This is a genomic window from Streptomyces sp. NPDC019224 (assembly GCF_040632605.1).
GTDB lineage: Bacteria > Actinomycetota > Actinomycetes > Streptomycetales > Streptomycetaceae > Streptomyces.
This window is the reverse complement of sequence record NZ_JBEYCF010000006.1, coordinates 18,130-37,540: the sequence shown is the minus strand read 5'-3', so window position 1 is coordinate 37,540 and position 19,411 is coordinate 18,130. Positions and strand designations below refer to the sequence as shown.

General features: G+C 71.4%; 13 protein-coding genes. 11 read left to right on the top strand and 2 right to left on the bottom strand.

Features of this window, described 5'->3' with window-relative positions:
* Positions 1-172: 172 nt before the first annotated feature.
* On the top strand, positions 173-2,719 hold the full coding sequence (locus ABZ564_RS05805) for a SpoIIE family protein phosphatase (protein ID WP_360850388.1): 2,547 nt from the start codon (positions 173-175) through the stop codon (positions 2,717-2,719).
* 71 nt (positions 2,720-2,790) lie between these two features.
* On the opposite strand, the gene ABZ564_RS05800 is transcribed toward ABZ564_RS05805, so the two are convergent.
* Positions 2,791-3,504, bottom strand: coding sequence for a PspA/IM30 family protein (locus tag ABZ564_RS05800; RefSeq protein ID WP_360850026.1), 714 nt, complete (start codon positions 3,502-3,504; stop codon positions 2,791-2,793).
* Between the two features lie 74 nt (positions 3,505-3,578).
* Complete coding sequence (locus ABZ564_RS05795; RefSeq protein WP_360850385.1) at positions 3,579-5,678, bottom strand: TPM domain-containing protein; 2,100 nt, start codon at positions 5,676-5,678, stop codon at positions 3,579-3,581.
* 211 nt (positions 5,679-5,889) lie between these two features.
* On the opposite strand from ABZ564_RS05795, the gene ABZ564_RS05790 reads away from it, so the two are divergent.
* From ABZ564_RS05790 to ABZ564_RS05745, 10 genes are all read left to right on the top strand, one after another.
* Complete coding sequence (locus tag ABZ564_RS05790) at positions 5,890-6,342, top strand: MarR family transcriptional regulator (protein ID WP_360850023.1); 453 nt, start codon at positions 5,890-5,892, stop codon at positions 6,340-6,342.
* An 11-nt stretch (positions 6,343-6,353) separates the two neighbouring features.
* Positions 6,354-7,760, top strand: a complete 1,407-nt coding sequence (locus ABZ564_RS05785) for an MFS transporter (protein ID WP_360850382.1) — start codon at positions 6,354-6,356, stop codon at positions 7,758-7,760.
* A 37-nt stretch (positions 7,761-7,797) separates the two neighbouring features.
* Positions 7,798-8,349: an isochorismatase family protein gene (locus tag ABZ564_RS05780; RefSeq protein ID WP_360850020.1), complete on the top strand. Its 552-nt coding sequence runs from the start codon at positions 7,798-7,800 to the stop codon at positions 8,347-8,349.
* A gap of 218 nt (positions 8,350-8,567) precedes the next feature.
* Positions 8,568-10,940 carry an ABC transporter family substrate-binding protein gene (locus ABZ564_RS05775; protein ID WP_360850017.1) on the top strand — a complete coding sequence of 791 codons (2,373 nt, stop codon included), beginning with the start codon at positions 8,568-8,570 and terminating at the stop codon, positions 10,938-10,940.
* A gap of 242 nt (positions 10,941-11,182) precedes the next feature.
* Positions 11,183-13,090 (top strand): translational GTPase TypA, encoded by a 1,908-nt coding sequence (typA, locus tag ABZ564_RS05770; protein ID WP_360850014.1) that lies wholly within the window; start codon positions 11,183-11,185, stop codon positions 13,088-13,090.
* Positions 13,091-13,548: 458 nt separating this feature from the next.
* Entirely contained in the window at positions 13,549-15,174 is a 1,626-nt protein-coding gene (locus tag ABZ564_RS05765; protein ID WP_360850011.1) for an ABC transporter substrate-binding protein, read from the top strand.
* A gap of 120 nt (positions 15,175-15,294) precedes the next feature.
* Positions 15,295-16,224, top strand: a complete 930-nt coding sequence (locus ABZ564_RS05760; RefSeq protein WP_360850008.1) for an ABC transporter permease — start codon at positions 15,295-15,297, stop codon at positions 16,222-16,224.
* Complete coding sequence (locus tag ABZ564_RS05755) at positions 16,217-17,161, top strand: ABC transporter permease (protein WP_360850005.1); 945 nt, start codon at positions 16,217-16,219, stop codon at positions 17,159-17,161. Before ABZ564_RS05760 ends, ABZ564_RS05755 begins: the two co-directional genes overlap by 8 nt.
* 11 nt (positions 17,162-17,172) lie before the next feature.
* Positions 17,173-18,231, top strand: a complete 1,059-nt coding sequence (locus ABZ564_RS05750; protein WP_360850002.1) for an ABC transporter ATP-binding protein — start codon at positions 17,173-17,175, stop codon at positions 18,229-18,231.
* Entirely contained in the window at positions 18,224-19,369 is a 1,146-nt protein-coding gene (locus ABZ564_RS05745) for a dipeptide ABC transporter ATP-binding protein (RefSeq protein ID WP_360849999.1), read from the top strand. Before ABZ564_RS05750 ends, ABZ564_RS05745 begins: the two co-directional genes overlap by 8 nt.
* The last annotated feature ends 42 nt before the right edge of the window (positions 19,370-19,411 follow it).

Below are 19,411 nucleotides of genomic sequence, written 5' to 3'. Positions count from 1 at the left end.
GATCACCGGAGGTCGGGAAGAACCTGGCTGAAAGGGACCGAGACCGTGCTGTGATCGTGAACGCCGTGCCGGACGGGGCCGTAGTGCTGAATACTGCGGGCATGACCGGTCCGGTGTGTGAGCTGGAGGGGACGGTCGCGTGAGCGAAATACCTGGGACAGCGGGCGACGTCGTGTGGCAGAGCAGTCCGCCCGGCTCGATCTACGACTACATCAGAGTCGCCTCCTTCTCGATCGGGCCCGACGGGCTGATCGAGCAGTGGAGCCGCCGGGCCGCCGGTCTCTTCGGCGTGGCCGCGCACGAGGCGGTGGGGAAGGACCCGGTCGAGACGTTCCTGCCGGGCGAGGCCCGCCGCGAGGGCCGTCGCAGGGTCGGCGAGGTGCTCGACGGCAAGGAGTGGACGGGCCTCGTCCCCTTCCGGATGCCCGGCGAGGACGGTGTGCACGGGCTCGCGGAGATCTATGTGATGCCCAGTGAGACGGCCACCGGCGAACGGGCGGCGGTCTGCATCGTCGTGGACGTCCGCGCCCTGCGCCGCATCGAGACGGATCTCGCCGCCTCGCAGGCGATATTCGGCCAATCTCCCTTCGGGTTCGTCCTGTTCGGTACCGACCTCACCGTCGTCCGGGCCAACGAGCGCTTCGCCACCGTCTTCGGCGGCCGGCCCGACGACCACCGGGGCCGCACCGTCGACGACTACCTCACCGGCACCGAGGCCGACCGCCTGACCGCCACCCTCGAACGGGTCCTGGAGACGGGCAGCTCCGTCACCGACCTCCAGCTCGTCGGCACGGCCCCCGGTGACACCGAGCGCCGCCACTGGTCGATGAACCTCTACCGGGTGCACAGCGGATCGGGCCGCCCCATCGGCATCGCCGGCCTCGCCACCGACGTGACCCGGCGTCACACCGCCGCCCGCGAGGCCGCCAGCGCCCGCCGCAACCTCGCCCTGCTCAACGAGGCGAGCGCCCGCATCGGCAACTCCCTGGACCTGGAGACCACCGCCCGCGAACTCCTCGACGTCGCCGTCCCGGTCTTCTGCGACCTGGCGTCCGTCGACCTCTACCAGGCCCTGCTCACCGGCGAGGAGGCGGCGCCCGGCAGCTGGAGCGCCCTCCCCCGGGACGCGGCCGGCGGCTCCGCGGAACTGCGCCGCGTCGCCTTCGCCAGTGCCGTCTCGGACGCCCTGCCCCACCCCGCGTCCGAGGCCGGCCCGCCGGGCGGGGCCGCCGATCCCCCCGAGCTCGGCGCCGTCCACCGCTACCCCTTCGGCTCGCCCTGCGCCTTCGCCCTGCGCACCGGCCGCGTGGCGGACGTGCCGGGCGACGACCGGGGCTTCGTGCAGTCCACGCTCGCCGTCCCGATGGTCGCCCACGACACCGTGGTGGGCCTCGTCCGGTTCTCCCGTACGAAGGGCAGCGAGCCGTTCGACGACCGGGACCGGGCCCTGGCCACCGAGCTGGCCGCCCGCGCCGCCGTCTGTATCGACAACGCCCGCCTCTACCGCCGCGAACACGAACGCGCCCTGATCCTCCAGCGCAGCCTGCTGCCCCCCGGCGCCCCGGAGGCCGCCGGACTCGACATCGCCTGCCGCTACCTGCCGGGCAACACCGCCAACGAGATCGGCGGCGACTGGTTCGACGTGATCGAGCTGCCCGGACACCGCACCGCCCTCGTCGTCGGCGACGTGATGGGGCGCGGCCTGCGCGCCGCCGTGGCCATGGGCGAACTGCGCACCGCCGTGCGCACGCTGGCCCTGCTCGACCTGGAACCCGCCGAGGTGCTCTCCGCGCTCGACGAGGTCGCCCGCGGGCTCGGCGCCCCCTCCGCGTCCGGCGGCGGGGGTGCCCAGTGGCCCGCGCGCGCCGCGCACAAGTCCCGCGAGGCGGACCTCTCCGAGGTGTACCTCGCGACCTGCGTCTACGCGGTGTACGACCCGGTCACCCGGCGCTGCACCTTCGCCAACGCGGGCCACCTGCCGCCGGTCGTGGTCGAACCGGGCGAGGCCGCGCTGCTCCTCGACGTGCCGCCCGGCATGCCGCTCGGCGTCGGCGGCGAACCCTTCGAGGAGGTCGAGGTCGAGCTGAAGGAGGGCGCCCTCCTCGCCCTCTACACCGACGGGCTCGTCGAATCGCGCGACCACCCGCTGGACGAGGGCCTCGCCGCGCTCCGCAAGGCCCTCGTCGAACCCGCCCAGCCGCTGGAGGACGTCTGCGACCGGGTGCTCGGCTCGCTGCACACGCGGCACGGCGAGGACGACATCGCCCTGCTGATGGCCCGTATCCAGGGCCTGCCCACCGAGGCGGTGGGCGACTGGCGGCTCCCCCGCGAGCCCCGCTCGGTCGCCCGCGCCCGCGAACTGGCCCGCGGCCAGCTGACCGCGTGGGACCTGGACGACCTGGTGGACACCACGGAACTCCTGGTCAGCGAGCTGGTCACCAACGCCCTGCGTTACGGCGAGGGCGAGATCCGGCTCCGGCTGCTGCGCGACCGCACCCTGGTCTGCGAGGTCTGGGACGCCGGTCTCGTCCAGCCGAGGCGCCGGCGCGCCCGGGACACGGACGAGGGCGGCCGGGGCCTCCAGCTGGTGGGGCTCCTCAGCGCGGCCTGGGGGGCGAGGCGGACCCCGCGCGGCAAGACCGTCTGGTTCGAACTGCCGCTGCCCGACGGCCGGCCGGCCGCCGAGCGCTCGGTGGAGGAACTGCTCAGCATGTTCTGAGCCCGGCCGGGGCGGAGTTCACGGAGGCGGCCTGACCCGGGAATCCCCGTCTCTTCGGGACGGGGAGGATGTCAGTTCGTGGTCTTCAGCGCGGCGAGGCGGGCCTCCACCTCGGCGCTGTCGCCCAGCGCGTCCAGCTGCTCGAACTGCGCGTCCAGCGAGGAGGCGGCCAGCTCCTGCTTGCCCAGGGCCCGCGCCTCCTCGCGCCGGACCTTGTCCTCGAACCGGCTCAGCTCGCTGGTCGGGTCCAGGACGTCGATGCTCCCGACCGCGTCCATCATCCGGTTCTGCGCCTGCGCCGACTCGGCCCGCGCCACCAGTTCGTCCCGCTTGGCCTTCAGCTCCGACAGCTTCGCCTTCATCTGGTCCAGGCCCGCCTTGAGCTTGTCGACCACCTCGGTCTGCGCGGCGATGGTCGGCTCGGCGGTCCCGGCCTCCTTCTCCGACTGGAGCTGGCGGCCGAGCGCGACCTTGGCCAGGTTGTCGAACCTGTCCGCCTCGGGACCCGAGCCACCCGCCCGCAGCTCGTCGGCCTTGCGACTGGCGGCGAGCGCCTTGCCGCCCCACTCGCGCGCCGCCTCGACGTCCACCAGGTGGTCCTGCTCCATCAGGCGCAGATTGCCGATGGTGGCGGCCACGGCCTGCTCGGCCTCCGCGATGTTGGCCGTGTAGTCGCGGATCAGCTGGTCCAGCATCTTCTGCGGGTCCTCGGCCTGGTCGAGCAGGGCGTTGATGTTGGCCTTCGCCAGCTGGGTGACGCGTCCGAGAATGGTCTGCTTGCTCATGGCACCTCTCCTGTGTGTCCGGTCCTGCTGCTGGGGTACGACGACGGCGTACGGGAACGGTCCCGCGCCCCGTTTCAGAAGCGGCCGCCACCGCCGCGCCGGCCCCGGGTGCCCCCGCCGCCGAAGCTGCCGGGCCCGCCGCCCCCGCCGAATCCCCCGCCCCCGCCGAATCCGCCCCGGCCGCCGCCCCCGCCCAGGAGGCCGCCGAGGATGATGCCGCCGAGGACCGCGCCGCCCGTGCCCCCGCCGCCCCCACCCGCCAGGCCGCCGGGGCCGCCGTATCCGTACCCGCGTACGTCCTGCTCGGCCGAGGCCCGCGCCTCGCCGGCCAGCGCGTCCGCCCGGTGCGCCTCGGCCAGCGCGGCCTGCGTGTCGCCGGTGCCCGCCAGCGCGGCCGCCCGCTCCAGCCGGCGCTGCGCCTCCGCCAGCCGGGTCCGGGCCACGCTGCCCACCGCACCCCGGTTCGTCGTGACGAAGCCGGCCGCGGCGGCGACCGAGGAGCGCGCGGTGAGCATCGCCCCGTCGAGCAGCGAGCGGGCCCGCGCGTCGCCCTGTTCCCGCTCACGCGCACCGGCCAGCGCCTCGTCGAGTGCCGCGTCGGCCTCCGCCACCCGGCGCAGCGCGTCGATCGGGTCGTACCGGCCGGCGACCTGCTCCTCGCGCACATCACCGGCCACCGACCGGGCGCGGGCGATCCGGCCCCGCAGGTCCGCGGTGGACGCCCCCCGCGCCACGCCCTCCAGCAGCCCGCCCGCGTCCGCGAGGTCCGTCTCCAGCTCGGTGAGCGCGGCCGGCAGCCGGTCCGCCGCCCCGTCGAGCTCCCGCGCGCGCCGGTCCACGCCGTCGACCAGGGTGCCCGCCTGCCCGATCGCGCCCTCGGCGGCCCGGACGTGGACGGCCGCCGCCGCGTGGTCGCCGCCGTCCACCGCCTGGCGGGCCCGGTTGAGCGAGGAGGTGGCGAAGACCAGCCGGTCCTTGGCCTGTTCGGCGTCACCGGCGACGGGGGCGGAGGCCTGCTCCGCGTACCGTTCGCGCATCGAGGCGAGCGTGGACTCGGCGGCCGGGACGCGGCCGGTCAGCTCGCGGAACGCGGTCTCGGCGGCGGCCAGGGCCTGCGGCGCGTCGCGTTCCAGCTCGCGCAGCCGGTCGAAGTCCTCGGCGACCGCGTCGAGGCGGCCGTCCGCGTCCGCGCAGCGGCTGATGATCTCGTCCAGCATCCGCCGACGGGTCGCGTCGTCCTCCGGGAAGGCGTCGTCGAGCTGCTGGCGCAGCCGGAACGCGGCCGTCAGCTCGCCCTTGGCGTACGTCACCGCCTCGGCGAACGGCGCGGCGGCCTCTTCCCCGAACTGGGCGGTGGCAAAACCCAGTTCCTCCTCGCTGGTGCGGACCGCGTCGTCGGTGGCGACGAGCGTCTCCTTGGCCCGGGCGTCGAGCTCCGGCAGCGGGGTGGGCGGCGGCGCGGCAGCGCCCCGGCCGGGTCCCGCCGGGCCCCAGCCCGTCGCGCCGGGCGTGGTGCGGGTGGCGGCGCGCCGCTTGCGCCGGAGGAAGGCGTACGCGGCGACGGCCGCGACCACACAGAGCAGGACGGCCGGCAGCAGGAGGTCGCCGGTGCTCGTGCCTCCCGAGCCGGCGCCCGGGTCGGCGGCGCCCGGGGTGATCGCCGGGGTGGGCACGGGCTCGCCGGCCAGGACGGCGGTACAGCCGTCGGCGGCGCCGATCGCGGCGCCCGCCCAGTCGTTCGCCCGGAGCGCCGGTTCGACGGCGGTGCTCGCCACGTCCTGGAGCTGGGCGTCGGTGAGGGGCGAGTCCTGGTCGACGGAGTAGGCGTACTGCCGGGCGTGGGTGGCGACGGCCAGCAGGACGTCGTCGCGGCCGAGACCGTTGCGGCCGGCCGTCTCGTCGGCCCAGTCCTGCGGGGAACGGCCGGAGAAGTCGCGTACGTACGCCACGAAGAGCTGGACGCGCCGCTCGTCGTAGAGCCGGTCGAGCGCCGTCACCACCTGGGGCCTGCGGTCGCCGAGCGCGCCCACCCTGTCGGTGATCTGCCCGTCGCGGGAGAGCGTGATCGGGTCGTCGGCACGTGCGGTCGGCGCGGGGGCCGGGGCCAGCCAGCACACCGTCAGGAGTACGGCGAGCAGCGCCCGGCCCGGTATGAGGATCCGGGTTCGGCTCACAGGCGGTGTCACGTTTGTGAGGCTATGTCCACGTCTGGGGAGTCGCGACACGAGGCGTCCGCGTGCACGGCCCGCTCGGTGTGCGGCGGCGCGCCGGGAAACGAACGGCGTGGTTCCGGTATGGGGGCGGAGGGGTGATGATCGGGAGGGCGGTCGAGCGGAACGACAGGCCGCCTTGCAAGGTGCCCTGTCGTTCTCGTACGGTGAATGTATGACGCAAGTACCTGGGGGCGCGCCCGGCCCCTCCGCCGAAGAGGTGGCGGACCAACTGGCCTCCGTGGTCGGCCGGCTGCTGCGGCGGCTGCGCTCCTCGTCGTCGGAGTCGCTGCTGACGCCCACCCAGCGCTCGGTGCTGGCCCGGCTCGACGACGGGGGCGCCGCCACCACCGCGGAGCTGGCCCGCGCGGAGTTCGTGCGCCCCCAGTCCATGCGGCTGACCCTGGGCGCGCTGGAGGAGCAGGGGCTCGTCGAGCGGGCGCCGGACCCGGCGGACGGCCGCAAGTCCGTCATGTCGGTCACGGATGCCGGACGCGCCACCCTCGCCCAGGTCAGGGCCGCCAAGCGGAACTGGCTCGCCGAGGCCGTCGCCGCCGAGCTCGACGGGCACGAGCGGCGCACGGTCGCCGAAGCCGCCACCCTCATCGAACGCCTGGTCGGTTCGTGACCGGTCGCGAACTGCTTCCCGGAGCGGTACGCGCGGCGGTCCGCCCGCACCGGACGGCACCCGATACCGGGTTCAGCGCCCGCCTCACCGCCCCGCTGCTGCTCGGCTCGCTGCTCAACCCGCTCAACACCACCATGATCTCCACCGCGCTGGTGGCGATCGGGCACCACTTCTCCGTCGGCGCCGCCGACACCGCCTGGCTGATCTCCGTCCTCTACCTCGCCAGCGCCGTCGCCCAGCCCGTCCTGGGCCGGCTCGCCGACGTCCTCGGGCCGCGCCGGGTGTTCCTCGCGGGGCTCCTCGTCGTCGTCGCCTCGGGCCTGGTCGGCACCTTCGCGCAGGGCTTCGGCCAGCTGATCGTGTCGCGGCTGCTGCTCGGCATCGGCACGTCGGCGGCCTACCCGGCCGCGATGGCGGTGCTGCGCGACGAATCGGCCCGGATCGGCCGGGTCACCCCGCGCCCCGTGCTCGCCCGGCTCTCCTTCGCCGCGCTCGGCAGCGCGGCGGTCGGGCCCACGCTCGGCGGACTGCTGGTCATGACGGCCGGCTGGCGCGCCGTCTTCGCCGTCAACGTGCCCGTCGCGCTGATCGCCCTCGGCGCGGCCGCGCTCTGGATCCCCGCCGACCCGCCCCGCGCCCGCACGGCGGGCGCCCCGGCGCCCGGGCTCGGCCTCGATCCCCTCGGCATCGGCCTGTTCGCCACCGCGCTGACCGTGCTCGTCTTCTTCCTGCTCGACCTGGCCCACCCGGTCTGGTGGCTGCTGGCGCCGTTCGCCGCGCTGAGCGGCGCCTTCGTGCGGTGGCAGCTGCGCGCCCCCGCACCCTTCATCGACCTGCGGACGCTCGCGGGCAACGGCGCGCTCTCACGTACGTACCTGCGGCACGGCCTCGGCTACCTGCTGATCTACTGCGTCATGTACGGATACACCCAGTGGCTGGAGGAGGCCCGCGGCTATTCCTCCGGGCACACCGGTCTGCTGATGCTGCCGATGTCCGTCGCCGCACTGGTCTGCTCGCTGCTCGGCGCCCGCACGAAGGGCATCCGCGGCCCGCTCGTCCTGGCCTGCGTCCTGCTCACCGCCGGGGCCGGGCTGCTGTTCCTGCTCTCCGGCGACGCGCCGGTCGCCGTCCTGCTGCTGGCCGGGGCCTGCTTCGGCATCCCGCAGGGGCTGATCGGCACCAGCAACCAGGCGGCCGTCCAGGCCTACGCGCCGCCCGAATCGGTCGGCTCCGCGGCCGGCCTCCAGCGCACCGCCCAGTACATAGGGGCGATCACCGCCTCCAGCCTCATCGCCCTGGCCTGCGGGCAGTCGGCCGGCGACCGGGGTCTGCACCTCATGGCCGCCGTCGCCGCCGTCCTGGGCGTCCTGCTCATCGTCCTCACCGTCACCGACCGCGCCCTGCGCGGCCGTACCTGATCCCCCCTCGAACACCACCCCCACAAGGAGCACCACCATGACCGCCACCGTCCTCGACCCGAACACCGCGCTGATCGTCGTCGACCTCCAGAAGGGCATCACCGCCCTGCCCGTCGCCCACCCCTCCGCCGACGTCGTCGCGAACGCCGCGACCCTCGCCGACGCCTTCCGGGCCAAGGGGCTCCCCGTCGTCCTCGTCCGCGTCACCGGCGGCGCCCCCGGCCGCACCGAGGGCCCGGCGCGGGGCGGGGAGCCGGCCGCCGACTGGGCGGAGATCGTGCCCGAGATGGGCCCGCGCGAGAGCGACATCGTCGTCACCAAGCAGCAGTGGGGCGCCTTCTACGGCACCGACCTCGACCTTCAGCTGCGCCGCCGGGGCGTCACCCAGGTCGTGGTGGCCGGCATCGCGACCAGCATCGGCGTCGAGTCCACCGCCCGCTCCGCGCACGAGCACGGCTACCACGTCACCCTCGTCACGGACGCCATGACCGACATGAGCGGCGAGGCCCACGACAACAGCGTGCAGCGGATCTTCCCGCGCCTCGGCGAGACCGGCACGACCGACGAGATCGTCAAGCTGCTGGGCTGACCGCACCCGGACGGGACGGAGCGCCGCGGCCCACCGGGCCGCGGCGCTCCGCCGCACGGGTGAGATTTCGGGCGGCCTCGCCGTGTCGGCGCCGCCTTCCCGCGCGAGGGCGTTTTCAGTGGAGGGGCGGAACCAGTGTGATCAACTGCAAATTCCACCCAAACGCCCCATCCGGACCGTTCTCGACGCGGGCCGGGCCGTCCCCGGAGGTATCAGCCATGTCCCACGACGGCGTCCCGCGCGGGACGGCCCGAAAGCGCCGCCTGGGCTGCGTCCTCACCGCAGGCGTGCTCACCCTCCCCGTGCTGGCCGGGTGCAGCTCGGACGGGGACGAGACGGCGGCCGTCGCCGTCGTGCCGCAGGACGTGGCCCGCGCCGACCGGGACCAGGTCACCGACGGCGGCAAGGTCACCTGGGCGATCGACGCGATGCCCGCCACCCTCAACGCCTTCCAGGCGGACGCCGACAGCGCCACCACCCGGATCACCGAGGCCTTGCTGCCGACCCTCTTCCCGCTGGACGCCAAGGGCCGGCCGCAGCTCAACCCGGACTATCTGGAATCCGCGGAGGTGACCGGGACCGAGCCCCGCCAGGTCGTCGTCTACCGCCTCAACCAGCAGGCGGTCTGGAGCGACGGCCGCGAGATCGGGGCGCCGGACTTCGTCGCCCAGTGGCGGGCGCTGAGCGGGCGGGACTCCGCGTTCTGGACCGCCCGCAACGCCGGCTACGAGCGCATCGAGAAGATCGAGCGCGGCGCCGACGACCTGGAGGTCAAGGTCACCTTCGCCAAGCCGTACGCGGACTGGCGCTCGCTGTTCTCCCCGCTGTACCCGAAGCAGGTGACGGGCTCCCCGGACGCCTTCAACGAGGGCGCGCGCACCACCGTCGAGGCGACGGCAGGGCCGTTCCGGCTGCGCGAGGCGGACAAGCGGACCGGGTCCGTCACGCTGACCCGCGACCCCCGCTGGTGGGGCAGCCCCGCCAAGCTCGACTCACTGGTCTTCAAGGCCGTCGATCCCGAGGACCGCGCCGAGGCGCTGGCCGAGGGCACCGTCGACATCGCCGACATCGACCCCACCACCGCTCACCGCATCGCGCAGGCCGCCCGCGAGGGCGCGGCGGGCGCACCCCCGGCCCACGGCCCCGGCGCCGAGCTCACCCCGGCGGCGGCCCTGCGCTCCTGGGCGGTGGCGCACGGGACCGACGAGGAGGCGGCCGAGGAGGAGCAGGAGGCCAGGGACGACAAGGCCCGGGCCGCCGAGGCGTACGCCACCGAGCAGAGCGGGCTGCGCGCCTACGCCGTCCGCAAGGCGCTGGAGCCCGCCTACACCCAGCTCGCGCTGAACGGCGAGACCGGGCCGCTCGCCGACGACCGGGTGCGCCGGGCCGTGGCCCGCGCCCTGGACCGCCAGGAACTCGCCGACACCGTACTGAAGCCGCTCGGCCTGCCCGCGCGGCCGCTCGGCAGCCACCTGGCCCTCGCCGGGCAGCCCGCGTACAAGGACGGCAGCGAGGCGCTCGGCAAGCAGGACACCGAGAAGGCCCAGGCGCTGCTGGCCGACGCGGGCTGGACGCGCGAGGGCGCCCTCGACAGGAACGACGGCACCAAGGCCGGCAGCGAGAGCGAGCAGCGGAAGAAGGACGCGGACACGACGGCCGGCGAGGAGAAGCCCGAGGAGGAGAAGGGGAGCGCGGGGGAGGACACCGCCGGCGACGCCGGCGAGGCGGACCACGCCGCCCCGGGCGAGCCCTCCGACGACGACGGCCTCTACATCGTCGGCGACGACAAGCCCGGCGGGACCGCCGACGGCGTGCACGTCATCGCACCCGCGCCCGCCGCCGCGGCCCAGAGCGCCGCCCTGCTGCGCCAGGCCGGTCACCTCGGCTCCACCGGCACCTCCGAGGACGCCCGAGACGTCCAGGACGTCCGGGCCCAGGACCGGCAGCCGGGAGGAGCCACCGGCGCCTACGCCCCGGCCGGCACCGCGGCCCCGGCCCCGGGGGCCGACACGGCCCGCGGTCCGCTCGGCAAGAACGGCAAGCCGCTGAGCCTGCGCTTCGTCCTGCCGTCCGGACCCGACTCGGCCGCCCTGCGCAGCGTCGGGGAGAGGATCGCCGCGATGCTCGACACGATCGGCATCCGCACGGTGATCACCAAGGTCCCCGACGACAGCTACTTCCGCGACCACGTGGCGTCCGGCGACTACGACATGGCCCTGTACTCCTGGCCCGCCACCGCCTACCCGGCCACGGACGGCCGCCCGATCTTCGCCAAGCCGGTCCCGGCCACCGACGGCTCGCTGCTCGTCGAGCAGAACTACACCCGCGTCGGGACGGACCACATCGACCAGCTCTTCGACCAGGCGGTCTCGGAGCTGGACGAGAAGGCCGCCCAGAAGCTCGTGCGGCAGGCGGACGCCCGGATCTGGGCCGCCGCAGGATCGATTCCGCTCTTCCAGCGCCCCCAGCTCGTCGCCACCGACAAGAAGCTCGTGAACGTCGGCGCCTTCGGTTTCGGGGCGCCGCACTACCAGGACATCGGCTACAAGGCCCCGCAGGCCGCGGGCGCCCCGGCCCACCGCGGCAAGTAGCGCCGACGACCTCAGAAGCAGCTCGGAAGCCCTGCCCGCCGGTCCGCCGGCGGGCAGGGCCGTACCCACCCGAGGGCTCTCGTCCGGATCGGGCCTGACCCGGGAAACTTGCCGGGGGAGCCGCAGTCGCGGCCGCCCCGTACCATGGGAGTAGCCGTGGCGCGTCCGCCCGGCGGGCGTACGAGGACTCAAGACCGACCCAGGCGCCTGAATCCCCGATCCGAGAGAAGCGCAAGCCACCCATGCCCACGCGCCACGACATCCGTAACGTAGCCATCGTCGCCCACGTCGACCACGGCAAGACGACCATCGTCGACGCCATGCTCAAGCAGGCCGGCTCGTTCGCCGCGCACGCCGCCGAGTCGCTCGACGACCGCATGATGGACTCGAACGACCTGGAGCGTGAGAAGGGCATCACGATCCTGGCCAAGAACACGGCAGTCAAGTACCACCCGAAGGATGGCGGCGACGTCATCACGATCAACATCATCGACACCCCGGGCCACGCCGACTTCGGCGGCGAGGTCGAGCGCGGCCTGTCGATGGTCGACGCGGTGGTCCTGCTCGTGGACGCCTCCGAGGGCCCGCTCCCGCAGACCCGCTTCGTGCTGCGCAAGGCTCTCCAGCAGCGCCTGCCCGTCATCCTGTGCATCAACAAGACGGACCGCCCCGACTCGCGCATCGACGAGGTCGTCAACGAGACGTACGACCTCTTCCTCGACCTGGACGCGGACGAGGAGCAGATCGAGTTCCCGATCGTCTACGCGTGCGGCCGTGACGGCATCGCCTCGCTGACCAAGCCGGAGGACGGCACGGTCCCGGCGGACTCCACCAACCTGGAGCCGTTCTTCTCCGCGATCCTGGAGCACGTCCCGGCTCCGACGTACGAGGACGGCGCGCCGCTCCAGGCCCACGTCACCAACCTCGACGCCGACAACTTCCTCGGCCGTATCGCGCTGCTCCGCGTCGAGCAGGGCGAGCTGCGCAAGGGCCAGACGGTCGCCTGGATCAAGCGCGACGGCTCGATCCAGAACGTGCGCATCACCGAGCTGATGATGACCGAGGCGCTCACCCGCAAGCCCGCCGAGATGGCCGGCCCCGGTGACATCTGCGCCGTCGCCGGTATCCCGGAGATCATGATCGGCGAGACGCTGGCCGACCCGGAGAACCCGGTCGCGCTGCCGCTGATCACGGTCGACGAGCCCGCGATCTCGATGACGATCGGCACCAACACCTCGCCGCTGGTCGGCCGCGGCGGCACGGGCAAGGGCGCGGACGCCAAGGCCGCGGTCAAGGACCGCAAGGTCACCGCCCGCCAGGTCAAGGACCGCCTGGACCGCGAGCTGATCGGTAACGTGTCGCTGCGCGTCCTGGACACCGAGCGCCCCGACGCCTGGGAGGTGCAGGGCCGCGGTGAGCTGGCGCTGGCCATCCTGGTCGAGCAGATGCGCCGCGAGGGCTTCGAGATGACCATCGGCAAGCCGCAGGTGGTCACCAAGCAGGTCGAGGGCAAGACCTACGAGCCGGTCGAGCGCATGACGATCGACGTGCCCGAGGAGCACATGGGCGCCGTCACGCAGCTCATGGGCGTCCGCAAGGGCCGCATGGACAACATGTCGAACCACGGCTCCGGCTGGGTCCGCATGGAGTTCGTCGTGCCGTCGCGCGGCCTCATCGGCTTCCGTACCGAGTTCCTGACGAACACCCGCGGTACGGGTATCGCGCACTCCATCCACGAGGGCCACGAGCCCTGGTTCGGCACCCTGACGACCCGTAACAACGGCTCGCTGGTCGCCGACCGCGCCGGTGCCGTCACCGCCTTCGCGATGACGAACCTCCAGGAGCGCGGCGTGCTGTTCACCGACCCCGGCACCGAGGTGTACGAGGGCATGATCGTCGGCGAGAACTCGCGCGCCGACGACATGGACGTGAACATCACCAAGGAGAAGAAGCTCACGAACATGCGGTCCTCGTCGGCCGACTCGTTCGAGGCGATCGTCCCGCCGCGCAAGCTCTCCCTGGAGCAGTCCCTGGAGTTCTGCCGCGACGACGAGTGCGTCGAGGTGACCCCGGAGGCCGTCCGCATCCGCAAGGTCGTCCTCGACCAGAAGGAGCGCGGCCGCACCGCCTCGCGCGCCAAGCACGGCTGAGCAGGCACCGGTAGGCCGTTTCGGCCGATGACCCGCCGGCACCAGGCATTGCCAAGCCCAGGGCCCCCACGGACACTGTGGGGGCCCTGGGCTTTGGTCAACCCGTTTTACGGACGCCCGTCCAGCATTTGAGAGGCAAGCGTCCGGTTATCGGAGGTTGCTCTCCGAAACATGTGTTAACAGTCCGTTTCGGGGGTGTCTGTCTGGGATCACTTTGTCCGGATTTTGGTCCATGCGAGTGACGGATGTTGTCAAACCGAGACCCTTTAAGTGTGGTTTACAGCCCAGACGTACTTAATAGTTGGCTCATTGAGCTCGGGTCAATGGGTCACGCGCTGTGGGGAGTGCGCCGACTCACGAGCACACTAAGGGCACTGAAACGATCACCGTCAGGGGTGTCGGTGAATCGACCCAGTGCCCTTCTTGTAGTCAAAAGTGGACTCATGAGGAGGAAACCCATGCGTGGTGCCAAGAGCGCCAAGTGGGTCGCGGGAGCGGCCATCATCGCCCTGGCTGCGACTGCCTGTGGCGGCGGCGACGGTGACGACGGCGGCAACGCCGCCTCGAAGGAGAAGGGCAAGCCCGCCGGCTACGTCTCCGTCGACGTCGGCGAGCCGCAGAAGCCGCTGATCCCGGCCGACACCAACGAGCAGCTGGGCAGCTACGTCATCCAGGCCCTGTTCACCCAGCTCCTCGAGTTCGACCACAAGGGCAACATCGTCTACACCAACGCGGAGTCCGTGAAGTCGGACGACAACAAGACGTGGACGGTGAAGCTCAAGGCCGGCTGGAAGTTCCACGACGGCACCCCGGTCACCGCCGCTTCCTACGTCAAGGCGTGGAACTGGTACGCCAACATCAAGAACAACCAGCAGAACGCCTTCTGGTTCGAGGACATCAAGGGCTACGCGGACGTCCACCCGGAGAAGGGCGACCCCAAGGGCACGGAGATGTCCGGCCTGAAGGCCGTGGACGACAACACGTTCACGATCGAGCTGACCAAGCCGGTCCCGTACTTCGAGTACAAGCTGGGCTACTACACCTTCGCCCCGCTGCCCGAGACGTTCTACAAGGACCCCAAGGCGTTCGGTCAGGCGCCGGTCGGCAACGGCCCCTACATCTTCGAGAAGTGGGACCACAAGAAGCTGATCCGCGTCAAGGCCAACCCTGACTACCAGGGCCCGAACAAGGCCAAGAACAAGGGCATCCTCTTCAAGAACTACGCGACCGTCGAGGCCGCGTACCAGGACCTGCTGTCCGGCAACCTGGACATGATCCGCCAGGTCGGCCCGAAGGACCTGCCGAAGTACAAGCAGGACCTCGGTGACCGCACGGTCGACGAGCCGTACGCGGCCGTCCAGTCGCTGGTCCCGGCGTTCTACGCGAAGCCCTTCAAGGACGTCGACCCGAAGGTCATCCAGGGCCTGTCCATGGGCATCGACCGTGACACGATCACCAAGACCGTGCTCAACGGCACCCGTGAGCCCGCCACCAGCTTCACGCCCCCGGGCGTCGCCGGTAACCAGCACCTGGACACCGACGCGTTCAAGTTCGACCCGGCCCAGGCGAAGAAGCTCATCAAGGACGGCGGCGGCGTTCCGGGCAACAAGGTCTGGATCCAGTACAACGCCGACGGCGGGCACAAGGAGTGGGTGACCGCGGTCTGCGAGTCCATCCGCAACTCGACCGGGGTCGACTGCATCCCGGACGCGAAGCCGGACTTCCAGACCGACCTGGAGGCTCGTGACAACGACCAGGTCAAGGGCATGTACCGCGGCGGCTGGGTGGCCGACTACCCGCTGAACGTCAACTTCATGCGCGAGCTCTACAGCACGACCGCCGAGGCCAACAACGGCCGGTTCTCGGACAAGGAGGTCGACGCCGAGTTCAAGAAGGGCGACAACGCGGCCACCCTGGACGAATCGATCAAGGCGTACCAGGAGGCGGAGAAGCTCATCCTGAAGAAGATGCCGGCGATCCCGCTCTGGAACTACAAGATCAACGGCGGTTACGGCAAGAGCGTCGACAACGTGTCGATCGACTTCCGCGGTGACTACGTCATGACGGACGTCACGGTCAAGTAACCACGCCTGAGGGCCTACTCGGCCGTCAGCACGCCCATACAGGCAGTAGGTCCCGGGGGCCGCGCTCCGCTATCCGGAGCGCGGTCCCCTGGGCTGCATTCCCCCCAATCGGAGGCAAACATGGGGCGTTACGTCGCGCGGCGACTGCTCCAGATGATCCCGGTCTTCCTCGGGTCGACCTTGCTGGTCTTCGCCATGATGTACGCGCTGCCCGGCGATCCCGTGCGCGCACTCGCAGGTGAGCAGACCGTCGACCCCGCGCAGATCGCGGCGATGAAGAAGGACCTCGGTCTCGACCTGCCACTCTGGCACCAGTACTGGAACTACCTCGTAGGGCTCTTCCAGGGCGACTTCGGCACCCAGATCGCCAGTGGGCGACCGGTGGCCGACATCATCTCGGAATCCTTCCCGATCACGATCCGGCTGGCCCTGTTTGCCTTCCTGTTCACGGTCCTCGTCGGGATCTCCATCGGTGTCTTCGCCGGCCTGAAGGCCGACACCTTCCGCGACCGCGTACTGCTCGTCCTGACTCTCCTGCTCATCTCGGTGCCCTCCTTCGTGCTGGGCTTCCTCGGGCAGTACTTCTTCGCCTTCCAGCTCGGCTGGGTCGATCCCAACGTCAGTCTGGAAGCGAACTCGAGCGAGCTGTTCCTCCCGGCGGTCGTGCTCGGTTCGCTGTCCCTCGCCTACGTGGCGCGGCTGACCCGCACCTCCATCGCGGAGAACCTGCGCTCCGACTACATGCGTACCGCCGTCGCCAAGGGGCTGCCGCGCCGTCGCGTCATCGGCGTCCACCTGATGCGCAACTCGATGATCCCGGTGGTCACCTTCCTCGGTACCGACCTCGGCGCCCTGCTCGGCGGAGCCGTCGTCACCGAGGGCATCTTCAACGTCAAGGGCGTCGGCTCCGCAGTCTTCGACGCCCTCCGCCACCGCGAAGGGGCCACGGTCGTCGGCATCGTCACGCTGATCGTGCTCGTCTACCTCGCCGCCAGTCTGATAGTCGACCTGCTCTACGCGGTCCTGGACCCGAGGATCCGGTATGCCTGAGACGCTCAAGGAAACCTCCGCGGACGCCTCCGCACCCATCGCCGCCGTCCCGGCTCCCACCGCGGAGGTCGCCAAGGCCCGCAGCCTCTGGACGGACGCCTGGTACGACCTGCGGCGCAGCCCGCTCTTCGTGGTCTCGGCCGTCCTGATCATCTTCCTGCTGGTCATGGCGATATTCCCCGGCCTGTTCACCGGCGCCGACCCGCGCTACGCGGACCTGGCCCACCACTACCTGCAGCGGCCCAAGTGGGGCCACTTCTTCCAGGCCGACTGGTTCGGTTACGACATCCAGGGCCGCTCGATCTACGCCCGCGTGGTCTACGGCGCCCGCGCCTCGATCACCGTCGCCGTGGTCGTCACCGCGCTGGTGACGATCCTGGGCACCGTCGTCGGGATGCTCGCCGGATACTTCGGCGGCTGGATCGACACCATCCTGTCCCGGGTCACCGACATCTTCTTCGGCGTCCCCTTCATCCTCGGCGCGATGGTCGTCCTGACCTCGTTCGAGGAGCGCCACATCTGGGTCGTCATCCTGGCCCTGGCCTTCCTCGGCTGGACCCAGATCGCCCGTGTGGCGCGCGGCTCGGTGATGACCATCAAGCAGGCCGACTACGTGATGGCGGCGAAGGCGCTCGGCGCCTCGACCACCCGCATCCTGCTGAAGCACATCATGCCCAACGCGATCGCCCCGGTGATCGTCGTCGCGACCATCGCGCTCGGCGGCTACATCTCGGCCGAGGCCACCCTGTCCTTCCTGGGCATCGGTCTCGCCGAACCGACCGTGTCCTGGGGTGTCGACATCTCGTCCGGCCAGGAGCAGCTGCGTAACGCCGCTTACGTGCTGATCATCCCGTCGGTCATGGTGTCGATCACCGTGCTCGCGTTCATCATGCTCGGCGATGCGGTGCGCAACGCCCTCGATCCCAAGCTGCGCTGAGGGAGGCGTACATGACCACCATCGACAAGACGGCGGCTGTTCCTGCTCCGCGCGGGTCCGGCGACGAGAGCGGTCCCCTGCTCGAAGTCCGTGACCTGCACGTGGAGTTCCACACCCGCGACGGTGTGGCCAAGGCGGTCAACGGAGTCAACTACAGCGTGGACGCCGGCGAGACCCTCGCCGTCCTCGGTGAGTCCGGCTCCGGCAAGTCCGTGACGGCGCAGGCCATCATGGGCATCCTCGACATGCCGCCCGGGAAGATCCCGCAGGGCGAGATCCTCTTCCGCGGCCAGGACATGCTCAAGATGTCCAACGAGGAGCGGCGGAAGATCCGCGGCCAGAAGATCGCCATGATCTTCCAGGACGCGCTGTCCTCGCTGAACCCGGTCCTCACCGTCGGCTACCAGCTCGGCGAGATGTTCCGGGTCCACCAGGGCCTGTCCAAGAAGGAAGCCCGCGCCAAGTCCATCGAGCTGATGGACCAGGTGAAGATCCCGGCCGCCGCGGCCCGGATCTCGGACTACCCGCACCAGTTCTCCGGCGGTATGCGCCAGCGCATCATGATCGCCATGGCGCTCGCCCTGGAGCCGGACCTGATCATCGCGGACGAGCCGACCACCGCGCTCGACGTGACCGTCCAGGCCCAGGTGATGGACCTGCTCGCGGAGCTCCAGCGCGAGTACAACATGGGCCTGATCCTGATCACCCACGACCTGGGCGTCGTCGCGGACGTCGCCGACAAGATCGCGGTGATGTACGCGGGCCGGATCGTCGAGACCGCCCCGGTGCACGAGATCTACAAGCGCCCCGCGCACCCGTACACCAAGGGTCTGCTGGCCTCGATCCCGCGCCTGGACCAGAAGGGCCAGGAGCTCTTCGCGATCAAGGGCCTGCCGCCCAACCTGCTGCACGTGCCGTCGGGCTGCGCCTTCAACCCGCGCTGCACCATGGCCCAGGACATCTGCCGTTCGGACATCCCGCCGCTCCACGCGGTGACCGAGCAGGACGGCACCGAGCTGACCGGCCGTCGCAGCGCCTGTCACTTCTGGAAGGAGACGATCCATGGCTGACATCTCGAAGAAGTCCGTGGACGCCACCCCCAACGTCTCCGACGTGGAGACCGTCGACGCGGCGACCGAGGCGGAGGCCGTGGCCGCCATCGACGCGCCGGTGTCGCAGGGGGAGCCGATCCTCCAGGTGCGCAACCTCGTCAAGCACTTCCCGCTGACGCAGGGCATCCTGTTCCAGAAGCAGGTCGGCGCGGTCAAGGCCGTCGACGGCATCTCGTTCGACCTGTACGCGGGCGAGACGCTGGGCATCGTCGGCGAGTCCGGCTGCGGCAAGTCCACCGTCGCCAAGCTGCTGATGTCCCTGGAGCGAGCCACCGCGGGCGAGGTCTTCTACAAGGGCCAGGACATCACCAAGCTGTCCGGCCGCGCGCTCAAGGCCGTGCGCCGCAACATCCAGATGGTGTTCCAGGACCCGTACACCTCGCTCAACCCCCGTATGACGGTGGGCGACATCATCGGCGAGACGTACGAGATCCACCCGGAGGTGGCCCCCAAGGGCGACCGGCGGCGCAGGGTCCAGGAGCTCCTGGACGTCGTCGGCCTCAACCCGGAGTACATCAACCGCTACCCGCACCAGTTCTCCGGCGGTCAGCGCCAGCGCATCGGCATCGCCCGCGGCCTCGCGCTCAACCCGGAGATCATCATCTGCGACGAGCCGGTCTCCGCGCTCGACGTGTCGGTGCAGGCGCAGGTCATCAACCTGATGGAGAAGCTCCAGGACGAGTTCAACCTGTCCTACCTCTTCATCGCGCACGACCTGTCGATCGTCCGGCACATCTCGGACCGGGTCGGCGTCATGTACCTCGGCAAGATGGCCGAGATCGGTACGGACACCCAGATCTACGACCACCCGACGCACCCCTACACCCAGGCGCTGCTGTCGGCGGTCCCGGTCCCCGACCCGGACTCCCGCGACGGCCGCGAGCGGATCATCCTCTCCGGTGACGTCCCGTCGCCGGCCAACCCGCCCTCGGGCTGCCGCTTCCGCACCCGCTGCTGGAAGGCCCAGGACAAGTGCGCCACCGAGGTGCCGCTCCTCGCGGTCCCCGAGCGCTTCAAGGACGTGAAGACGCCGGCCGCCCACGAGTCGGCCTGCCACTTCGCGGAGGAGAAGGACGTGGTGCACGCGGCCTCGTAACCCGCCGCGCGCGACGAAAGGCGCCCCGGAACCGATCGGTTC